Origin of the sequence: Bradyrhizobium sp. AC87j1 (assembly GCF_002936975.1) — a bacterium.
Classification (GTDB): domain Bacteria; phylum Pseudomonadota; class Alphaproteobacteria; order Rhizobiales; family Xanthobacteraceae; genus Bradyrhizobium; species Bradyrhizobium shewense.
In genome coordinates this window covers 31,056-49,322 of the sequence record NZ_PTFE01000063.1, presented here as the reverse complement: position 1 = coordinate 49,322, position 18,267 = coordinate 31,056, and the positions used below count along the sequence as shown (strand labels likewise).

Genomic DNA, 18,267 nt, shown 5'->3' with positions numbered 1-18,267 from the left:
TTCCTACGTACCCGCCGGCGACTTCCGCTTCTTCCTGCCGGCGATGCGCGAGCACCGCCGCGAAGGGCACAAATGGTTCGCCTCGGTGAAGCCTGCCGACACGCGCAAGGTGATGCGGCTGGTGCGCGCCGCGCCGCTGACGATCCGCGACATCGAGGACGACGTGCTCACCGAGAAGGAGCATCTGTGGCAGAGCCGCAAGCCCTCGAAGCGGGCCCTACAGCTCGCCTTCTATACCGGCGCCGTGACCATCAGCGAGCGGCAGGGCATGCTCAAGACCTATGAGCTGATGACGCGGCATTTCGGCTGGGACACGCTGCCGAGGCCGGCGTCGGCCATGGAGATTACGACCTATCTGCTCGACCGCGCGCTGCGGTCGCAGGGCGTGGTGAGTCTGGATTCGATCTGCCACCTCGACGCGCCGCGCAAGAAGGCGGTGGCCGGCCTGATCGCCTCCCGCGTCCGCCGCGGCGAGCTCGTGCCTGTTGTGATCAACGGCGCCGGCAAGCAGGAGCATTGGGCAGCGCCGGCCGCGCTCGAGGTGAACGGCGAGCCGGTCTCGCCTGATCTCGTCCACATCCTCTCGCCGTTCGATCCTCTGATCATCCAGCGCAAGCGCACCAGTCTCATCTTCGGCTACAACCACCTGTTCGAGGCCTATGTGCCGAAGGCCAAACGCAAGCTCGGCTATTTTGCGCTGCCGGTGCTGGTTGGCGACGAGATCGTCGCCGCGCTCGATCTGAAGACCGACCGGCAGGCGAAGAAGCTGCTGATGCAGAAATGGACCTGGGTCGGGCAGGGCAAGAAGACGGCGGGGCGCAAGGAGCTCAAGCAAAAGATCGAAGAGGAGCTCGATCGCTTCGAGCGGTTTCAATTGGCGGAGTGAATCTGGCCGCCATGTTGTCGCTCTCGTAGGGTGGGCAAAGCGAAGCGTGCCCACGTCTTGCCTATTGATGAGAAGACGTGGGCACGGCGCTAGGGCGCCTTTGCCCACCCTACGAGACTGCGCATCTTGGCAACTCGATCGATCCAAGCGCCGAACGCAATCCCGACCGCATACGCCACCAGATTCCACAGTGAGAAGATGCGCCCGAGCAGCAGTGCGCCGGCCGTCGTCAGCCGGAACGCATCGAGCAAGGGCGTATTCACCAGTCGGGAAAATTCGACCACCACCGCGATGACCAAGGCGATGGCCGCGAGCCCGCTCCGCGACAGCCGCGGCAGCAGAACCCCGACCAGCAGAAACACCATCGTCGCCCACAACAGCGAGCCGCCGTATTTCACGACGAAGGCGGGCAGGCCGAGCGGAAAGCCGTACCAGCGCAGCGACAGCCCGCAGACGATCACCGCGAGCGCGAGGGCGGCGCGGATCAGCGATGTCCGTAACAGCGCAACAGGTTTATCCGGCTGCGTCCCGTGCATTGCTCGCTCCATTGACTCTTTGGCCGCGATGCTGAAAACCGCAACCAGCCCATAAAAGCAACAACCCTGGGGGAAGCCATGAGCCAGACCACGACCTATGCCGGTTCCGCCGGCGCGGCCAAGAGCTTTAACAAGTCGGAAATCGAGACCTCGACGATCCGCGCCATCTCCTGGCGCCTGATTCCGTTCCTGGTGCTGGCCTACTTCTTCTCCTATCTCGACCGCGTCAATCTCGGCTTCGCCGCGCTGACCATGAATGCGGAGCTGAAGTTCACGCCGCTGATCTTCTCCTGGGGCGCCGGCATCTTCTTCTTCGGCTATTTCATCTTCGAGGTCCCGAGCAACCTGGCGCTGGAGAAGTTCGGCGCCAGCCGCTGGATCGCCCGCATCATGGTGACCTGGGGCATCATCTCGGCCCTGATGGCGACGGTCAGCGGCGTCACGAGCTTCTATGTCCTGCGCTTCCTGCTCGGCGTCGCCGAGGCCGGCTTCTTCCCCGGCATCATCCTCTATCTCACCTATTGGTATCCGGCCGAATATCGCGCCCGCTTCCTGGCGGCCTTCGCCATCGCCGTGCCGGTCTCGACCGTGATCGGTGCGCCGATCTCCGGCCTGTTGCTCGGGCTCGACGGTGCGATGGGCCTGAAGGGCTGGCAGTGGCTCTTCATCATCGAGGGCATCCCTTCCGTGCTACTCGGCATCGTCACCTGGTTCTATCTCACCGACAAGCCGGAGAAGGCCGATTGGCTTTCGGCCGAGCAGAAGGCGTGGCTGAAGGCGAAGCTCGATTCGGAAATCGCCGCCAAGCAGGCGGTGAAGCATTTCTCGCTCGGCGAAGCGCTGTCCTCGCCCAAGGTGATCGCGCTCAGCGTGATCTATTTCGGCTTCGTCGGCGCGCTCTATGGCATGCAGTTCTGGCTGCCGCAGATCGTCAAGGCGTTCGGGCTGACCAACGCGCAGACCGGCTTCGTCACCGCGATCCCGTATCTGTTCGGCACCATCGCCATGATCCTGTGGGCGCGGCACTCCGATGCCACGCGCGAGCGCGTGAAGCATGTCGGCGCGCCGCTGCTGCTCACTGCTGTCGCGCTCGCCGTCTCCAGCTACCTCACCGATCCCACCATGACGATGGTGGTGCTGACGGTCGCCGCGATCGGCGTGTTCTGCTGCTTCGGTGTGTTCTGGACCCTGCCGACCGCCTGGCTCTCCGGCACCGCGGCCGCAGGCGCCATCGCCCTGATCAACTCGATCGGCAACCTCGCCGGCTTCGGCGGGCCATACCTGATCGGCTGGGTCAAGGAAGCCACCGGCCAGACCTCGACCGGCTTGCTGGTGCTCGCCGTGCTGCCCCTGATCGCTGGCATCCTGGTGTTCGTCGGGGGCCATGACAGCAAGCACGAGTTTGCCGAGCACGGGCGGTAGAGGCGAGCAAACGCTCCCGTAGGTGAGCAAAGCGTAGCGTGCCCACCAAACCGTCATTGTGATCCTCAACTGAGAGATCGTGGACACGGCGCTACGCGCCTTTGCCCACCCTACGATATTTCGCCTGAGGCGCCGGACCGGGCTCCGAGCCTCAGCCCGCCCTCCGATCACACCTCCCTGGCAATGGTCCTCCCCATCCTCACCACCCCTTAACGATCACGCATTCCTGATGACTGACGATTATTGACTTTTATCAGTGATTAGTCGACATTCCTCTCATTCGAGATGCAGGAGTGTCCTTCGATGTTCGTCCGGTCGGTTTTGTCGAGCTATTCCAGGCTGTTGGCAGGTGTGTCGTTGGCCCTGATGGCGGCTGGCCTTGCCGGGTGCAATGACACCGTCGCCGAGAAGGCCGAGCCGCCGCGGCCGGTTCTGGTCGCGACAGCCCATTATGATGCCGAGACACCGGAGCGCAGCTTCGTCGGCACCATCCGGCCTCGGATCGAGAGCGATCTCGGCTTCCGCGTTGCCGGCAAGGTCGCCAAGCGCCTCGTGGAAGTCGGCCAGACCGTCGAAATCGGCCAGCCGCTCGCAACGCTCGACGAGATCGACCTGAAGCTCCAGGCCGAGCAATCCGTCGCCGAGCAGACCGCCGCGACCGGCGTGCTGGCCCAGGCCGCCGCTGCCGAGCAGCGCGCCAAGGATCTGAAGGCCAAGGGCTGGACCACCGACGCGCAGCTGGATTCGAGCCGGGCATCCGCCGATGAGGCCCGCGCGCGCCTCGATCGTGCTGTCCGCTCGGTCGAGCTGACCAAGAATTCCCTTTCCTACGCGACGCTCGTTGCCGACGCCCGAGGCGTCGTCACCGCAACGCTGATCGAGCCCGGCCAGGTGGTCTCCGCGGGCCAGGCTTCGATCCGTGTCGCCCGCTTTGCCGAAAAGGAAGCGGTCGTCGCGATCCCTGAGACGCTGGTCGGACGCGCCAAGTCGGGCGTCGCCAGCGTCACTCTTTGGTCGGAGCCGGACAAGAAGTATACGGCCAAGCTGCGCGAGATCGCGCCGACGGCCGATCCGGCCACGCGCACTTATCTTGCAAAGTTCTCGCTGCCGGAGGCCGACGACAAGGTCGCGCTCGGCATGACCGCGACGCTGACGCTGTCGGACGCCGCGACCGAGCGCGTCGCGCGGCTGCCGCTGTCGGCCTTGTTCAACGAAGGCGGCAAGCCCTCCTTCTACGTCGTCGACGACAACGGTGCGCTCACGCTGAAGCCGGTGGCGGTGAAGTCTTACGAGAGCAACGACGTCGTCATCACCGGCGGTGTGGAAGAGGGCGCCAAGATCGTCGCCCTCGGTGTGCAGAAGCTCGATCCGGCCCAGCGGGTGCGGGTCGTCTCATCGTTGAGTTTCTAATGATCGTCATTCCGGGGCACGCGCAGCGTGACCTACGGTGCGCAATTGCGCACCTCAGAATCTCGAGATTCCGGGTCTGGTCCTTCGGACCATCCCGGAATGACAAGAGAGCGAGTTACGTCGTGTGAGGTGAGTTTCGGCCTTTGTCCCTAAGCAGAGGCTGAAGCGGCGAAGCGATCCAGAATCTGCCCAGCCCCCTGGATTGCTTCGCTGCCTCGCGATGACGGCCTGAACAGAGTGGCTGTCGTTTTTTGGCAATTGGATCGTCTTTTCGGAGAGAGCGATGAAGCGCTTCAACCTTTCGGCCTGGGCCGTCAGCCATCCGACGCTGGTTCTCTTCCTGATGCTCGTGCTCGGTGTCGCCGGCTTCTTCTCCTATGAGAAGCTCGGCCGCGCCGAGGATCCGTTCTTCACGGTGAAGGTGGTCAACGTCTCCGTGCTCTGGCCCGGCGCGACCGCGCAGGAGATGCAGGCCCAGGTCGCCGATCCCATCGAGAAGAAGATCCAGGAGCTGCCCTATTTCGAGAAGGTGCAGACCTACTCCAAGCCCGGTTTCACGGCGCTCCAGGTCACCTTCCGCGACTCCACGCCGCCGAAGGACGTGCCTTACCTGTTCTATCTTCTGCGCAAGAAGCTGGTCGACGTGCAGGGCCAGCTGCCCTCCGGCATCCTCGGGCCCGTCGTCAATGACGAGTTCTCCGACGTCGATTCCATCCTCTACATGATGACTGGCGACGGCGCTGACTATGCCCAGCTCAAGAAGGTCTCCGAAGGCTTCCGCCAGCGCCTCCTGAAGGTGCCCGGCGTGACCAAGGTCGACGTCTACGGCAACCAGGATGAGCGCATCTTCGTCGAGTTCTCCCACGCCAAGCTCGCCACCCTCGGCATCACCCCGCAGGCGCTGTTCGATTCGCTCGCCAAGCAGAATAACGTGACGCCGGCCGGCACGGTCGAAACCTCCTCGCAACGCGTGCCGCTGCGCGTCACCGGCGCGCTCGACGGTGCCAAGGCCGTCGCCGAGACGCCGGTCGAGAGCAACGGCCGCGTGTTCCGCCTCGGTGACATCGCCACCGTCACTCATGGCTATGTCGATCCGCCCAGCTTCGTCGTCCGTCAGGAAGGCAAGGCTGCGATCGGCATCGGTGTCGTCACCGCCAAGGGTGCCAACATCCTCGAGCTCGGCAAGGAGGTCGAGAAGGCGACGGCCGAGTTCATGAAGGCGGTGCCGCAGGGGGTCGACGTCAAGCTGATTGCCGACCAGCCCAAGGTGGTCGAGCACGCCGTCGGCGAGTTCGTGCACTCCTTCATGGAAGCCCTCGTCATCGTGCTGTTCGTGTCGTTCCTGGCGCTCGGCTGGCGCACCGGCATCGTGGTCGCGCTGTCGGTGCCGTTGGTGCTGGGCATCGTCTTCGTCGTCATGAACATGATGTCGCTCGACCTGCACCGCATCACGCTCGGCGCGCTGATCATCGCGCTCGGCCTGCTCGTCGACGACGCCATCATCGCGGTCGAGATGATGGTGGTGAAGATGGAGCAGGGCTGGGACCGCATGCGCGCGGCGTCTTTTGCCTGGGAATCTACCGCGTTTCCGATGCTCACGGGAACGCTGGTCACGGCCGCTGGCTTCCTCCCCATCGGCTTTGCCAATTCCGCCGTCGGCGAATATGCCGGCAGCATCTTCTGGATCGTGGCGATAGCGCTGGTCGCCTCCTGGTTCGTGGCGGTGATCTTCACGCCCTATATCGGCGTCAAGCTGCTGCCGGAGATGAAGGCGCATCACAACCACGATCCGCACGCGGTCTACGAGACCCGCATGTACCGGGGCCTGCGCGCCATCGTGCAATGGTGTGTCAATCACCGCATTACCGTGGTGGTCGCGACCGTCGGCGTCTTCATCGCCTCGGTCGTCGGCTTCGGCCATGTCCAGCAGCAGTTCTTCCCGCTGTCGGAGCGGCCCGAGCTGTTCTTCCAGCTGCGCCTGCCCGAGGGCACCGCCTTCAACGTCACCGAAAAGGCGGTGAAGAAGGCCGAGACGCTGCTGAAGGACGACAAGGACATCGAGACCTATACGTCCTATGTCGGCCAGGGCTCGCCGCGCTTCTGGCTTGGCCTCAATCCGCAGCTGCCGAACGAGGCCTTTGCCGAGATCGTCATCGTCGCCAAGGGCGTCGAGGGGCGCGAGCGCGTCAAGGCCAAGATCGAGAACGCGGTTGCGGACGGCATGCTGTCCGAGGCGCGCGTCCGCGTCGACCGCTTCAACTTCGGCCCGCCGGTCGGCTTCCCCGTCCAGTTCCGCGTGATCGGCCCCGACGCCAACAAGGTGCGCGAGATCGCCTACCAGGTTCGCGACGTCATGCGGCAGAACAAGAGCGTCAAAGATGTCCAGCTCGACTGGAACGAGCAGTCACCCTACCTCAAGCTCGTTGTCGATCAGGACCGCGCCCGCGCCATGGGCCTGACCCCGCAGGACGTGTCGCAGGCGCTCGCGATGCTGATCTCGGGCTCGCAGGTCACGACCGTGCGCGACGGCATCGAGAAGGTCGGCGTGGTCGCCCGTGCGATCCCGTCTGAGCGCCTCGACCTCGGCGGCGTCGGTGATCTCACCATCACCTCGCGCAATGGCGTCGCCGTGCCGCTGCAGCAGATCGCCAAGATCGAGTATGCCCATGAGGAGCCGATCATGTGGCGGCGCAACCGCGACATGGCCATCACCGTGCGCTCCGACGTCGTCGACGGCGTGCAGGCGCCTGATGTCACCGGCCAGATCACGCCGAAGCTGAAGGCGATCAAGGACCACCTCGAGCCGGCCTACCGGATCGAGGCGGGCGGCGCGTTCGAGGAATCCGCCAAGGGCAACGCCTCGATCTTCGTCCTCTTCCCGCTGATGGTCATGGTGATGCTGACGCTGCTGATGATCCAGCTGCAGAGCTTCTCACGCCTGATCCTGGTGTTCCTGACCGCGCCGCTCGGCATCGTCGGCGCCTCCTTCGGGCTCAACGTCGCCAATGCCCCGTTCGGCTTCGTGGCGCTGCTCGGCCTGATCGCGCTCGCCGGCATGATCATGCGCAACACGGTCATCCTGGTCGACCAGATCGAGACCGACGTCTCGCATGGCCTGACCCGGCGCGAGGCGATCGTGGAAGCCACGGTCCGCCGCGCCCGTCCGGTGGTGCTGACGGCGCTCGCCGCCATCCTCGCCATGATCCCGCTGTCGCGCTCGGCCTTCTGGGGCCCGATGGCGATCACGATCATGGGCGGTCTGTTCGTCGCGACCTTCCTGACGCTGCTGTACCTGCCGGGCCTCTACGCGCTGTGGTTCAGGAAGAGCCTGGACGAGGCGGGTACCCCCGAGCAGCCTGCCGCGCCGCAGCATGGGAGCAATGACCCGCACGCAATTCCGCTTGCTGAAGCGGCTGAATAAGTGAGATGAAGTGCTGATTGACGAGTCCTGACAGATGACACTGATTGCGGAACATATCGAAGGCGACACCCGGGATCGTATTCTCGAGGTGGCCGAGCGGCTGTTCCGCCAGATCGGCTACCAGAAGACCACGGTCGGGGACATCGCCAAGGAGCTCAGGATGAGCCCCGCCAACGTCTATCGCTTCTTCGAATCGAAGAAGGCGATCCATCAGGCGGTGGCGCAGGGCCTGATGGGCGAGGTCGAGCTCGAGGCGCAGCGGATCGTGGCGAGGCCCGGTCCGGTCAAGGAGCGTTTCCGGGAGCTGCTCACCACCATCCACCGCATGAACACCGAGCGCTATGTCGGCGACAACAAGCTGCACGAGATGGTCGCGATCGCGATGGAGGAGGACTGGGACGTCTGCGTCGCCCATATGGAGTGCATTGCCGGGGTGATCGGCCAGATGATCGCGCAAGGCGTTGCCTCCGGCGAGTTCGAGGCGCCGGACCTCCAGCTGGCCTCGCTGTGCGCCTGCACCGCGATGATACGCTTCTTCCACCCCCAGATGATCGCCCAGTGCGCCACCAAGCCGGGCCCGACCATCGACCAGATGATCGATTTCGTCATCGCGGGTCTGTCGCCGCGCCACTGACGGGCGGGGGCGTTTGCTCCTATAAGCACGATTGCCGTCATTCCGGGGCGGTCCGCAGGACCGAACCCGGAATCTCGAGATTCCGGGTTCGATGCTTTGCATCGCCCCGGAATGACGGAGCGGAGAAGCAAGCGCGTGACCGACAAAGACCTGTACTTCTACGAGCCCTCCAAGGGCCACGGCCTCAAGCATGATCCCTTCAACGCCATCATCGCGCCGCGGCCGATCGGCTGGATCTCCTCGCGCGACACCAAGGGCCACGTCAATCTCGCGCCCTACAGCTTCTTCAATGCGTTCTGCTACGTGCCGCCGATCATCGGCTTCTCCTCCACCAACTGGAAGGACTCGGTCGAGAACATCCAGCAGACCGGCGAGTTCGTCTGGAATCTCGCCACCATGGACCTCGCCAAACACATGAATGCGACCGCCGCGCATGTTGCCCCTGAGGTCGACGAATTCGAGATCGCGGGCCTCACCGCCGTGCCCGGCAAGCTCGTCAACGTGCCACGCGTCGGCGAAAGCCCCGTCGCCTTCGAATGCAAGGTGTCCGACATCGTCCGCCTCAAGGGCGCCGACGGCAAGGAGGCCGACGCCTGGTTGACGCTGGGCGAGGTCGTCGCCGTCCACATCGACAAGGCCATGATCAAGGATGGCGTCTACCAGACCGCCGCCGCCCGCCCGATCGTCCGCGCCGGCCGCCGGGGCGACTATTTCGAGATCAAGCCGGAAAACATGTTCGAGATGGTCCGGCCGGATTAGGCCGGCCTCTCTCTCCGCCGTCATTCCGGGGCGACGCGTAGCGTCGAGCCCGGAATCCATAACCACCATCGGGAGTATGGATTCCGGGCCCACGCTTCGCGTGCCCCGGAATGACGCTGGGGGATATTGCGCCCATTCCCCTCCCGGAACTGCCGCCGCACCCTGGCCGTTATGGTCCGGGGGCGCTTGGCCGCGTCAATGTCGCAGGCGAAGTCTTCACCGCCGCCGGCCGCTTTCCGCTAAAATGCCCGACAACCGCGCCGATGCATGAGGTCCGCCATGAGCTTCCGCCGCGACAAAATCACAAAACCGATCTTCTCCTGGGCCCGCGGCGTGCTGCCGGCGATGTCCGACACCGAGCGTGAGGCGCTGGAGGCCGGCGATGTCTGGTGGGATGCCGATCTGTTCACCGGCAACCCTGATTGGTCGAAGCTGCTGAAAATTGCGCCGGCCAAATTGACCGACGAGGAGCGGGCCTTCCTCGACGGCCCCGTCGACGAGCTCTGCGCCATGCTCGACGAATGGAAGATCTTCTGGGAATGGCGCGACCTGCCGCCGGACGTCTGGCACTTCGTCAAGCACGAAAAATTCTTCGGCATGATCATTCCGAAGGAGTTCGGCGGCCTCGGCTTCTCGCCCTATGCCCATTCGGAAGTGGTGCGCAAGATCTCGACCCGCTCGATCGCCGCTGCGGTGACGGTCATGGTGCCGAACTCGCTCGGGCCAGGCGAGCTCCTGATGCGGTTTGGCACGAAGGAGCAGCAGCAGCGCTGGCTGCCGCGCCTCGCCGACGGCCGCGACATTCCCTGCTTCGGCCTCACCAGCCCGGAAGCCGGTTCCGACGCGGCTTCGATGGTCGACACCGGCATCATCTGCAAGGGCACCTTCGAGGACCGCGAGGTCGTCGGCCTCAGGCTCAATTGGCACAAGCGCTACATCACGCTCGGCCCTGTCGCGACGCTGCTGGGCCTCGCCTTCAAGGCCTATGATCCCGACCACCTCGTGGGCGACCAGGAGGAACTCGGTATCACCGTGGCGCTGATCCCGACCCATCTGCCCGGCGTCGAGATCGGCCATCGCCATCTGCCGTCGATGCAGGTGTTTCAGAACGGCCCGAACCGGGGCCGCGACGTCTTCATTCCGCTCGACTACGTCATCGGCGGCAAGGAGCGGCTGGGGCAAGGCTGGAAGATGCTGATGACCGCGCTCGCCGCCGGCCGCGGCATCTCGCTGCCGTCGCTCTCGGCTGCGGGTGCCGCCTACGCCGCGCGCACCACCGGTGCCTATGCCCGCATCCGCGAGCAGTTCGGCATCTCCATCTCGAAATTCGAGGGCGTCGATGAGCCGCTCGCGCGCATCGTCGCGACCGCCTACCAGTTGGATGCGGCGCGGCGGCTGACCTGCGCAGCACTGAATGCCGGCGTTCATCCCGCCGTCATCTCCGGCATCATGAAGCTGCACGCCACCGAGCGAATGCGCACCGCGATCGACGACGCCATGGACATCCATGGCGGCAAGGCCGTGATCGACGGTCCGCAAAACTATCTCGGCAATCTGCACCGCGCCGTTCCGGTCGGCATCACGGTCGAGGGCGCCAACATCCTGACCCGCAATCTCATCGTGTTCGGGCAGGGCGCCATCCGCGCGCATCCCTACCTGCTCGACGAGATGAACGCGCTGGCCGATATCGATCGCGAGCGCGGGCTCACCGCGTTCGACAAGGCGTTCTGGAAACATGTCGGCCATAGCCTCAGCACCTTGTTCCGTGCCTTCGGTCGGAGCTGGACCTTTGGCGCCTTTGCGATGGCGCCCGATGCGGGCGACGCTACGCCATTCTATCGCCAGCTCTCGCGCTACTCCGCTGCGTTTGCACTCTGTGCCGACATGGCGCTGCTGACGCTCGGCGGCGCGCTCAAGCGCAAGGAGATGCTGTCGGCCCGTTTCGGCGACATTCTCTCCGAGCTGTACCTGCTCTCGGCGGCGCTGAAGCGGTGGCAGGACGAGGGCCGGCAGAAGGAAGACTTTGCCGCGCTCGAATGGTGCATGGCGACCGGCTTCAAGACGATCGAGAACCGGCTGGCCGAAATCCTCGCCAACCTGCCCAACCGCTTTGTTGCCGGCTTCCTCAAGCTCGTGGTCCAGCCGTTCGGCGCCCGCGTGCTCGGCCCCTCCGACCGTGTCGTGCACCAATGCGCTGCCATCGTGCTGGAGCCCTCGGCGGCGCGCGAGCGCCTCACGCCGGATCTCGCCCATGTCGACGACGACGGCGGCTTTGCCCGGCTGGAGCGCGCGTTCCTGCTGGTTGCAAGCACCGATGCCATCGCCAAGCGCATGCGCGCCGCGCATATCCGCGACTGGAAAGAGGCCGTTACAAAGGGCGTGATCACACAGGTCGAAGGCGAGCAGCTGGCCGCGGCCCACGAAGCCGTCACAAAAGTGATCGAGGTCGACGATTTTGCGCCGGAAGCGCTGTCGCCGATTTACAAGAAATCCGGCGACGTGCATCAGTTCTTCCAGGAACTCGGTGAACAGAGGGCGGCGAGCTGATGGCACGACCGGTATTCATCGTCGACGGCAGCCGGACGCCGTTCCTGAAGGCGCGTTCGGGGCCGGGGCCGTTCACGCCGGTCGATCTCGCCGTGCAATGCGGACGGCCGCTCTTGGCGCGCCAGCCGTTTGCGCCCACGGATTTCGACCAGGTCATCCTCGGCTGCGTCAACGTGATCGCCGACGAGATGAACCCGGCCCGCGTTGCCGCGCTGCGGCTCGGCATGGGCGAGGACATGGTCGCCTTCACCGTGCAGATCAATTGCGGCTCCGGCATGCAGTCGATCGACACCGCCTACCGCTACATCCGCGAAGGCCATGCCGACATGATCCTCGCCGGCGGCACCGAGGCGCTGAGCCATGCGCCGCTGGTTTGGCCGAACTCCGGCGTGCGCTGGTTCGCCGGCCTTGCCACCGCCAGGGGCATGGCCGCTAAGCTCGCTGCGGCGTTCAAGCTGCGTCCGCGCGATCTCAAGCCGATCATCGGCCTCGAGCGTGGGCTGACCGATCCCGTGACCGATCTGAACATGGGCCAGACCGCCGAAGTCGTCGGCCATCTCTTCGGCATTACGCGCGCACAGTCGGACGCCTATGCTGCGGAGAGCCATCGCCGGCTCGCGCATGCGCAAGGCGCGGGCTATCTGAAGGGCGAAGTCGAGACCGCGTTTTCCCGCGACGGTAAATTCTTCGACCATGATGACGGCGTGCGTCCGGACTCGACGGCGGAGACGCTGGCAAAGCTGAAGCCGGTGTTCGAGCGCCCGTGGGGACAAGTCACCGCCGGCAATTCCTCGCAGATCACCGATGGCGCGTCCTGGGTGATCCTCGCCTCCGACGCAGCCGTCGCAAAGCACAGGCTGACACCGAAGGCCGCGATCGTCGATAGCCACTGGGCCGCGCTCGATCCCAGCATCATGGGGCTCGGGCCGGTGATGTCGGCAACACCATTACTACAGCGCAACGGCCTCACCATCACGGACGTCGAGACTTGGGAGCTCAACGAAGCCTTCGCCACGCAGGTGCTCGGCTGCCTCGCCGCCTGGAACGACGATAATTTCTGCCGGGAGATTCTCGGGCTCGACGGCGCCGCCGGCGAGATCGATCGCGAAAAACTCAATGTCGATGGCGGCGCGATCTCGCTCGGCCATCCCGTCGGCACCTCCGGCAACAGGATCGTGCTGCATCTCGTCAACGCGATGAAACGGCTCGGCACGCGGCGCGGAATTGCCACCGAGTGCATTGGCGGCGGGCTCGGCGGCGCCATGCTGATCGAGGCGGTGTGACCATGGATTCCAGGATCATGACCGTGCTCGGTGACCGCGTGCTCGAATTCGGCCCCAAGCCCGCGACGGACAGTCCGTACAGGCACTTCAAGCTGACGCGCGATCAAGACGGCGTCGCCTGGCTGCTGTTCGACCGCGCCGATGCCAGCGCCAACACGCTGTCCTCGGATGTGATGGAGGAGTTCGACGCCGTGCTCGCGGCGATCGAGACCGAACGCCCGGCCGGCCTTGTGATCCGCTCGGCAAAACCGTCCGGCTTCATCGCCGGCGCCGACGTCAATGAATTCCGCGGCGCTGATGATCCCGAGATGGTGGAGACGCGCATCCGCGCCGCGCACGCGGTGGTCGATCATCTGGAGGCCTTGAAGCTACCAACGGTCGCGGTCATCCACGGCTTCTGCCTTGGCGGCGGGCTCGAGGTTGCGCTGGCCTGCCAGTCGCGCATCGCCATCGACGGTGCGCGCTTCGGCTTCCCGGAGGTGATGCTCGGCCTGCATCCCGGCCTCGGCGGCACCGCGCGGTTCACTGCGCTAGTCAATCCCACCCAGTCGATGGCGCTGATGCTGACCGGCCGCACCATCGACGCGCGCCGCGCCAGATCGCTTGGCCTCGTCGATACCGTGACGCAGGAGCGCCATGTCCGCGGCGCGGTGAAGGACGCACTGTTCGGCCGGCTGAAGCGGGCCAAGCCCGGCCTGCTCGCGCGTGCAGCCAATTTTGGCTTCGTGCGCGGTCTCCTGGCCAGGCGCATGCGCGCGGAGGCGGCGAAGGCCGCGTCCCGCGAGCACTATCCCGCGCCTTACGCGCTGATTGATCTCTGGGAGACCCATGGCGGCAGCAAGGCCGCGATGCTGAAGGCGGAGCAGGCCTCCTTCGCCAAGCTGATGGTGACGCCGACCGCACAGAACCTGATCCGAGTCTTCTTCCTGCGCGAGCAGATGAAGAAGGCGGCCGGCAGCGACAACATCATCAGGCACGTCCATGTCATCGGCGCGGGCGCCATGGGCGGCGATATCGCGGCCTGGTGTGCAGGGCAGGGACTGCGCGTCTCGCTCGCCGACATGAAAGCCGAGCCGATCGCCGGCGCGGTCAAGCGCGCCGCCGAACTCTACGGCAAGATCATCCGCAAGCCGACCGAGGTGCGCGACGCGCTCGATCGTCTCATCCCTGACATGGACGGGGAGGGCGTTCGTAACGCCGATCTGATCATCGAGGCGGTGCCGGAAAAGCTCGAGCTCAAGCAGAAAGTCTATGCCAGCCTCGAGCCGCGCATGAAGCCGGGCGCGATCCTTGCCACCAACACGTCGAGCATCCCGCTTCAGGATCTGCGCACCACGCTGGCGCGACCGGAGCGGCTGGTCGGCCTGCATTTTTTCAATCCGGTGTCGCGGCTACAATTGGTCGAAGTCGTCAGCCATGACGGCAACGAACCGCAGGTGCTGAAAGACGCGCTCGCGTTCGTCGGCGCGATCGACCGGCTGCCGCTGCCCGTGAAGAGCTCGCCCGGCTTCCTCGTCAACCGCGCGCTGACGCCCTACATGCTCGAAGCCATGGTGATGCTGGACGAGAAGATCGACCAGCGTCTGATTGACGCCGCGGCCGAGCAGTTCGGCATGCCGATGGGGCCGATCGAGCTCGCGGATCAGGTCGGGCTCGACATCTGCCTCGACGTCGGCGACATGCTGCGCACCAAGTTCGGCGATCTCCTGCCGCCGACGCCGGCGTGGCTGCGCGACAAGGTCGCCAAGGGCGAGCTCGGCCGCAAGACCGGCAAGGGTTTCTACACCTGGAAGGACGGCAAGGCGGAGAAGGCACCGCTCCCCGAGACCGGTCCGCGCGTCACCGATCAGATGATCGACCGCCTGGTGCTGCCGATGTCCAATGTCTGCGTTGCGGCGCTGCGTGAAGGCATCGTCGACGATCCTGATGCGGTCGACGGCGCCATGATCTTCGGCACGGGTTATGCGCCGTTCCGCGGCGGTCCTTTGAACTATGCCCGCACGCGCGGCGTGGAGAATGTCGTGTCCACCTTGCGCGGGCTCGCCGAGCGATTCGGCGGACGTTTCGCGCCGGATGCGGGCTGGGACAGTTTGCAATAGGGGGCCGTCGGTAGAAAGATGCTATCATGGGTGGTGGAGCCCGTGGGGATATCGCCGATGCCGACGATCCCGTTCTTCAAGCACGCGACCCTGCGCGAGATCATCATCACGCGGCTATGCTGCGGGGCCGATGTCGTCGTGATCCTTTGTTGCCTAGGCTATCTCGTTGGGCGTTATCCCACGGCGGGATTGTACTGGCCGTGGTTGATCGTGGCGCTCCTGGCCGGATATTTCCTCGCTGACCTTTTTTCAGGGCTTGTGCATTGGGTGGTCGACACCTGGCTCGACGAGGGGATGCTCGGCCGCGGCATCGCGATCACACGGGAGCATCACACCCACCCCGGCCACGTCTTGCTCTACGGATTCCTCGACCAGGCGTCTCTCGGTGCGGCGCCGAGCGCGGCGGTGGTCGGAGTCGCGGCCACCGTCACGGCGTTGTTTCCAGTTTCCGCGCTCACCTATGCGCTGATGATCGTCTGGTTCGTGATCGCGACCTGCATGCTGTTTGGCATGAGCTTTCACAATCTCGCGCACCGGCCGGTCCGCCCGCTGCTCGTGCGCATGGCGCAACGGCTGCATCTGGTCTGCTCACCCGAGCATCATTGGTGTCATCACCGTGACCACACCATCCGCTATTGTGTCATCAATGGATGGGCCAATTATCCGTGCGACCGTCTCCGGCTGTGGAGCAGGCTGGAACGGTTGATAACGGCAACGACCGGACGCGCGCCGCGGGCCGACGATGCGGAGTGGCAACGCAAACTGAACGATACCGGAATCCTCGTCGGGTCGCCGCGGCCGATTGGATAGCGCACGCTTGTCTCGCGTCGATGTTGCGCAAGGCGCCGCGGCTTTGTATCCAGAGTCGAGAGCCGCCGGAGACCAACCAAATGACCGACACGCACGTCCACGCCCCTATCAACTCCGACACCGGGCCGAGCGGCGATCTCTGCATCCGCACGCTGGCGATGCCCGCCGACACCAATGCGAATGGTGACATCTTCGGCGGCTGGCTGCTGAGCCAAATGGATGTCGGCGGCGGCGTGTTTGCGTCAAAGGCGGCGAAGTCGCGTACCGTGACGGTTGCGATCGAGGCAATGAATTTTCGCAAGGCGGTCTATGTCGGCGATCTCGTGTCGGTCTACGCCAATCTCGTACGCGTGGGCCGCACCTCGCTCAGCGTGCATCTGGAAGCGTGGGCGCTGCGCCGCGGGGAGGAGCATCCCTTCCTCGTCACCGACGGCAACTTCACCTACGTCTCGATCGACGAGCACGGCCGCCCGCAAGCGGTTCGCTCGACCGACACGACGATCGCGACGTAATCGCGCGCGACGCTCTGCCCCAGGCGCGCGGCGTCGCCAAACGCGGCGCGCGTGAGTCATCGCGTCGCGGCTTCGCCAAGAACCAGTCATAAAACGGATGAGGTCTCGGCGTACTCAATTGCGTGTCGATTCGGGGTGGAAACGGCCTCAAAATGCCTGGGAACCTTTGGGCATGAGTGCCGTTATTTGCCCGCACTGAGGAATCCACGGACCATGCCGGACAGCTACATCATCGAAGTCAATTCGCAGACCGCAGGTATCGTCGTTCGTTCTTCGGGAGGCTATTGCTTCTTTGCCTCGTCCCACCGCTTCAACCGTCTCGAAGGCCAGCTCTTCCGCAACGCCCGCGAAGCCGAACGCGCCGCGCGCAAGCTGGTGAACGGCGACGTGAAGGAAGCGGCGTAAGCGCCTGCTGGCTATTCCGGGCTCGCGGAGCGAGGTCGGAATTTTTTGCCGCCCTTGATACTGCTGTTTTCTTCCTTCTCCCCTTGCGGGAGAAGGTGGCGCGAAGAGCCGTACGCGTCATTCCGGGGCGCGCGAAGCGCGAGCCCGGAATCCATCTTGCCACAGAGAACGCCGATGAATGGATTCTCAGATGCGCAATTGCTCACCGTAGCCCGCGCCTTTCGGCGCGAGCCAAAATGACGTCGTTGATCACAACTTCGTTGCTGCCCGCGACAGGAGCTTCCACTCGTCGCCCTGCTTCTGCCAGTTCATCAGGATGTGGAGGTTGGTCGATACTTTCTTCCCGTCGGCTGCCATCTCCTGTTCGCCCAGCCAGTGGAAGCGCACGATCGCTGCAGGACCGACGACCTTGATGGTGGGGTCCTTGTAGTCGATCGACAGGAATTTCGACTTGCCGTCGGTGGCGTTGGCGATGAAGGTCGCCTTGTCCTCGACCTTGCCGCTGGAATGGCTGTAGCTGAGATCGTCCCAGCACAGTGCGCCGAGCGCCTTCGGATCGGCCGCGATCTGGGCGAGGCGGAAGGCCTCGACCTTCTTCGCCACGGCGTCCTCGTCCGCCGAAGCGGCGAGCGCCGATGTCGTGAGCGCAAGCGCGGAGACGGCAAGAGTCGAGAGAGCCAGATCGCGTCGGTTGATCGTCATCGTTTCCTCCTTTTTGATCTTGCGGCGAGTGTTGCAGCCGCGCGCGGCTTTGTCGAGTGTCACGTCGTCGTCATCAGCATGCGTCATTGCGCGGTCGAAGCCATATTGATACGTCTCGCGCATCAATGCGCCGTGGATTTGGGAAAGTACGGAAATGATCGAAGCCAAAACGGAAGCGATGGGCAGGGCTTTGCTGTTCGACATCGACGGCACGCTGGCCGACACCGACCCGCTGCACTTGAAGGCGTTCAACCAGGTGCTCGGCCCTCGCGGCCACGTCTTCGATCACGCGCGGTTCTCCAGAGAGCTGCAAGGTTTCGCCAATGTCGCGATCGGTGAGCGGTTCCTGCCTGACGAGGCGCCGGAACGGCGCGCCTCGATCCTCGATGAGAAGGAGGAGGTCTTCCGCGCACTCGTGGCCGGGCAGATCGAGCCGCTGCCGGGCCTGATGGCGCTGCTCGACCGGGCGGACGCCGCCGGCGTTCCCATGGTGGCCGTGACCAATGCGCCGCGTCTCAATGCCGAGCTACTGCTCTCAGGCCTTGGCATATCGCATCGTTTCAAGGCGCTCGTGATCGGCGCCGAGCTGCCGCATGGCAAGCCGCATCCGCTGCCCTATCAGGAAGGGCTGCGTTTCGTCGGTGCGAGCGCAGAAACCTCGATCGCATTCGAGGACTCCCGCACCGGCGTGCAATCGGCCACGGCGGCCGGCATTCCCACCATCGGCGTCCGGACCAGCCTCAGCCATGCTGACCTGGTTGCAGCCGGCGCAGTCGCGTCCGCCAGCGCCTTCGACGATCCGCAGCTGCTCGCGCGTCTCGCGAGCACCATGGCGTGGTGA

At 64.8% G+C, this 18,267-nt stretch carries 14 protein-coding genes and 1 pseudogene; 13 read left to right on the top strand and 2 right to left on the bottom strand.

The features are described from left to right. Positions 1 to 886: DNA glycosylase AlkZ-like family protein (locus tag CV770_RS27365; RefSeq protein WP_104464577.1), on the top strand; the 886-nt coding region annotated here is incomplete at its 5' end. An 89-nt stretch (positions 887 to 975) separates the two neighbouring features. On the opposite strand, the gene CV770_RS27360 is transcribed toward CV770_RS27365, so the two are convergent. After that, on the bottom strand, positions 976 to 1,422 hold the full coding sequence (locus CV770_RS27360; RefSeq protein ID WP_201760064.1) for a ribosomal maturation YjgA family protein: 447 nt from the start codon (positions 1,420 to 1,422) through the stop codon (positions 976 to 978). A 78-nt stretch (positions 1,423 to 1,500) separates the two neighbouring features. Between CV770_RS27360 and CV770_RS27355 the strand changes: the two genes are divergently transcribed. From CV770_RS27355 to CV770_RS27300, 11 genes and pseudogenes are all read left to right on the top strand, one after another. Continuing rightward, positions 1,501 to 2,844 (top strand): MFS transporter, encoded by a 1,344-nt coding sequence (locus CV770_RS27355; protein WP_104464575.1) that lies wholly within the window; start codon positions 1,501 to 1,503, stop codon positions 2,842 to 2,844. Positions 2,845 to 3,147: 303 nt separating this feature from the next. After that, on the top strand, positions 3,148 to 4,254 hold the full coding sequence (locus tag CV770_RS27350) for an efflux RND transporter periplasmic adaptor subunit (protein ID WP_104464574.1): 1,107 nt from the start codon (positions 3,148 to 3,150) through the stop codon (positions 4,252 to 4,254). A 283-nt stretch (positions 4,255 to 4,537) separates the two neighbouring features. Beyond that, the gene (locus CV770_RS27345; RefSeq protein ID WP_091956127.1) at positions 4,538 to 7,675 is read left to right on the top strand and encodes an efflux RND transporter permease subunit; all 3,138 of its coding nucleotides are present in this window, start codon (positions 4,538 to 4,540) and stop codon (positions 7,673 to 7,675) included. Between the two features lie 34 nt (positions 7,676 to 7,709). After that, the gene (locus CV770_RS27340; protein WP_091956126.1) at positions 7,710 to 8,309 is read left to right on the top strand and encodes a TetR/AcrR family transcriptional regulator; all 600 of its coding nucleotides are present in this window, start codon (positions 7,710 to 7,712) and stop codon (positions 8,307 to 8,309) included. A gap of 135 nt (positions 8,310 to 8,444) precedes the next feature. After that, entirely contained in the window at positions 8,445 to 9,068 is a 624-nt protein-coding gene (locus CV770_RS27330; protein WP_095424579.1) for a flavin reductase family protein, read from the top strand. A 279-nt stretch (positions 9,069 to 9,347) separates the two neighbouring features. Further along, positions 9,348 to 11,615 carry an acyl-CoA dehydrogenase gene (locus CV770_RS27325; RefSeq protein WP_201760063.1) on the top strand — a complete coding sequence of 756 codons (2,268 nt, stop codon included), beginning with the start codon at positions 9,348 to 9,350 and terminating at the stop codon, positions 11,613 to 11,615. Next, positions 11,615 to 12,898 (top strand): acetyl-CoA C-acetyltransferase, encoded by a 1,284-nt coding sequence (locus tag CV770_RS27320; RefSeq protein ID WP_104464572.1) that lies wholly within the window; start codon positions 11,615 to 11,617, stop codon positions 12,896 to 12,898. Before CV770_RS27325 ends, CV770_RS27320 begins: the two co-directional genes overlap by 1 nt. A gap of 2 nt (positions 12,899 to 12,900) precedes the next feature. Next, positions 12,901 to 14,997, top strand: a complete 2,097-nt coding sequence (locus CV770_RS27315) for a 3-hydroxyacyl-CoA dehydrogenase NAD-binding domain-containing protein (protein ID WP_201760062.1) — start codon at positions 12,901 to 12,903, stop codon at positions 14,995 to 14,997. An 18-nt stretch (positions 14,998 to 15,015) separates the two neighbouring features. Then, positions 15,016 to 15,678 (top strand): annotated as a pseudogene (locus tag CV770_RS27310) (fatty acid desaturase CarF family protein); the annotation flags it as partial. A 209-nt stretch (positions 15,679 to 15,887) separates the two neighbouring features. Then, entirely contained in the window at positions 15,888 to 16,319 is a 432-nt protein-coding gene (locus tag CV770_RS27305) for an acyl-CoA thioesterase (RefSeq protein WP_104464569.1), read from the top strand. 213 nt (positions 16,320 to 16,532) lie between these two features. Next, the gene (locus CV770_RS27300; RefSeq protein ID WP_018323258.1) at positions 16,533 to 16,724 is read left to right on the top strand and encodes a hypothetical protein; all 192 of its coding nucleotides are present in this window, start codon (positions 16,533 to 16,535) and stop codon (positions 16,722 to 16,724) included. Between the two features lie 249 nt (positions 16,725 to 16,973). On the opposite strand, the gene CV770_RS27295 is transcribed toward CV770_RS27300, so the two are convergent. Beyond that, positions 16,974 to 17,426 carry a nuclear transport factor 2 family protein gene (locus CV770_RS27295; RefSeq protein ID WP_091956352.1) on the bottom strand — a complete coding sequence of 151 codons (453 nt, stop codon included), beginning with the start codon at positions 17,424 to 17,426 and terminating at the stop codon, positions 16,974 to 16,976. A 154-nt stretch (positions 17,427 to 17,580) separates the two neighbouring features. On the opposite strand from CV770_RS27295, the gene CV770_RS27290 reads away from it, so the two are divergent. Further along, positions 17,581 to 18,267 carry an HAD family hydrolase gene (locus CV770_RS27290; protein ID WP_104464568.1) on the top strand — a complete coding sequence of 229 codons (687 nt, stop codon included), beginning with the start codon at positions 17,581 to 17,583 and terminating at the stop codon, positions 18,265 to 18,267.

Bases quoted from the DNA above. Each gene is read 5' to 3' on its own strand.
- CV770_RS27345 (WP_091956127.1), top strand. From the start codon at position 4,538: ATGAAGCGCTTCAACCTTTCGGCCTGGGCCGTCAGCCATCCGACGCTG.
- CV770_RS27340 (WP_091956126.1), top strand. From the start codon at position 7,710: ATGACACTGATTGCGGAACATATCGAAGGCGACACCCGGGATCGTATT.
- CV770_RS27300 (WP_018323258.1), top strand. From the start codon at position 16,533: ATGCCGGACAGCTACATCATCGAAGTCAATTCGCAGACCGCAGGTATC.
- CV770_RS27350 (WP_104464574.1), top strand. From the start codon at position 3,148: ATGTTCGTCCGGTCGGTTTTGTCGAGCTATTCCAGGCTGTTGGCAGGT.
- CV770_RS27315 (WP_201760062.1), top strand. From the start codon at position 12,901: ATGGATTCCAGGATCATGACCGTGCTCGGTGACCGCGTGCTCGAATTC.
- CV770_RS27295 (WP_091956352.1), bottom strand. From the start codon at position 17,426: ATGACGATCAACCGACGCGATCTGGCTCTCTCGACTCTTGCCGTCTCC.
- CV770_RS27320 (WP_104464572.1), top strand. From the start codon at position 11,615: ATGGCACGACCGGTATTCATCGTCGACGGCAGCCGGACGCCGTTCCTG.
- CV770_RS27325 (WP_201760063.1), top strand. From the start codon at position 9,348: ATGAGCTTCCGCCGCGACAAAATCACAAAACCGATCTTCTCCTGGGCC.
- CV770_RS27305 (WP_104464569.1), top strand. From the start codon at position 15,888: ATGACCGACACGCACGTCCACGCCCCTATCAACTCCGACACCGGGCCG.
- CV770_RS27360 (WP_201760064.1), bottom strand. From the start codon at position 1,422: ATGCACGGGACGCAGCCGGATAAACCTGTTGCGCTGTTACGGACATCG.
- CV770_RS27290 (WP_104464568.1), top strand. From the start codon at position 17,581: ATGATCGAAGCCAAAACGGAAGCGATGGGCAGGGCTTTGCTGTTCGAC.
- CV770_RS27355 (WP_104464575.1), top strand. From the start codon at position 1,501: ATGAGCCAGACCACGACCTATGCCGGTTCCGCCGGCGCGGCCAAGAGC.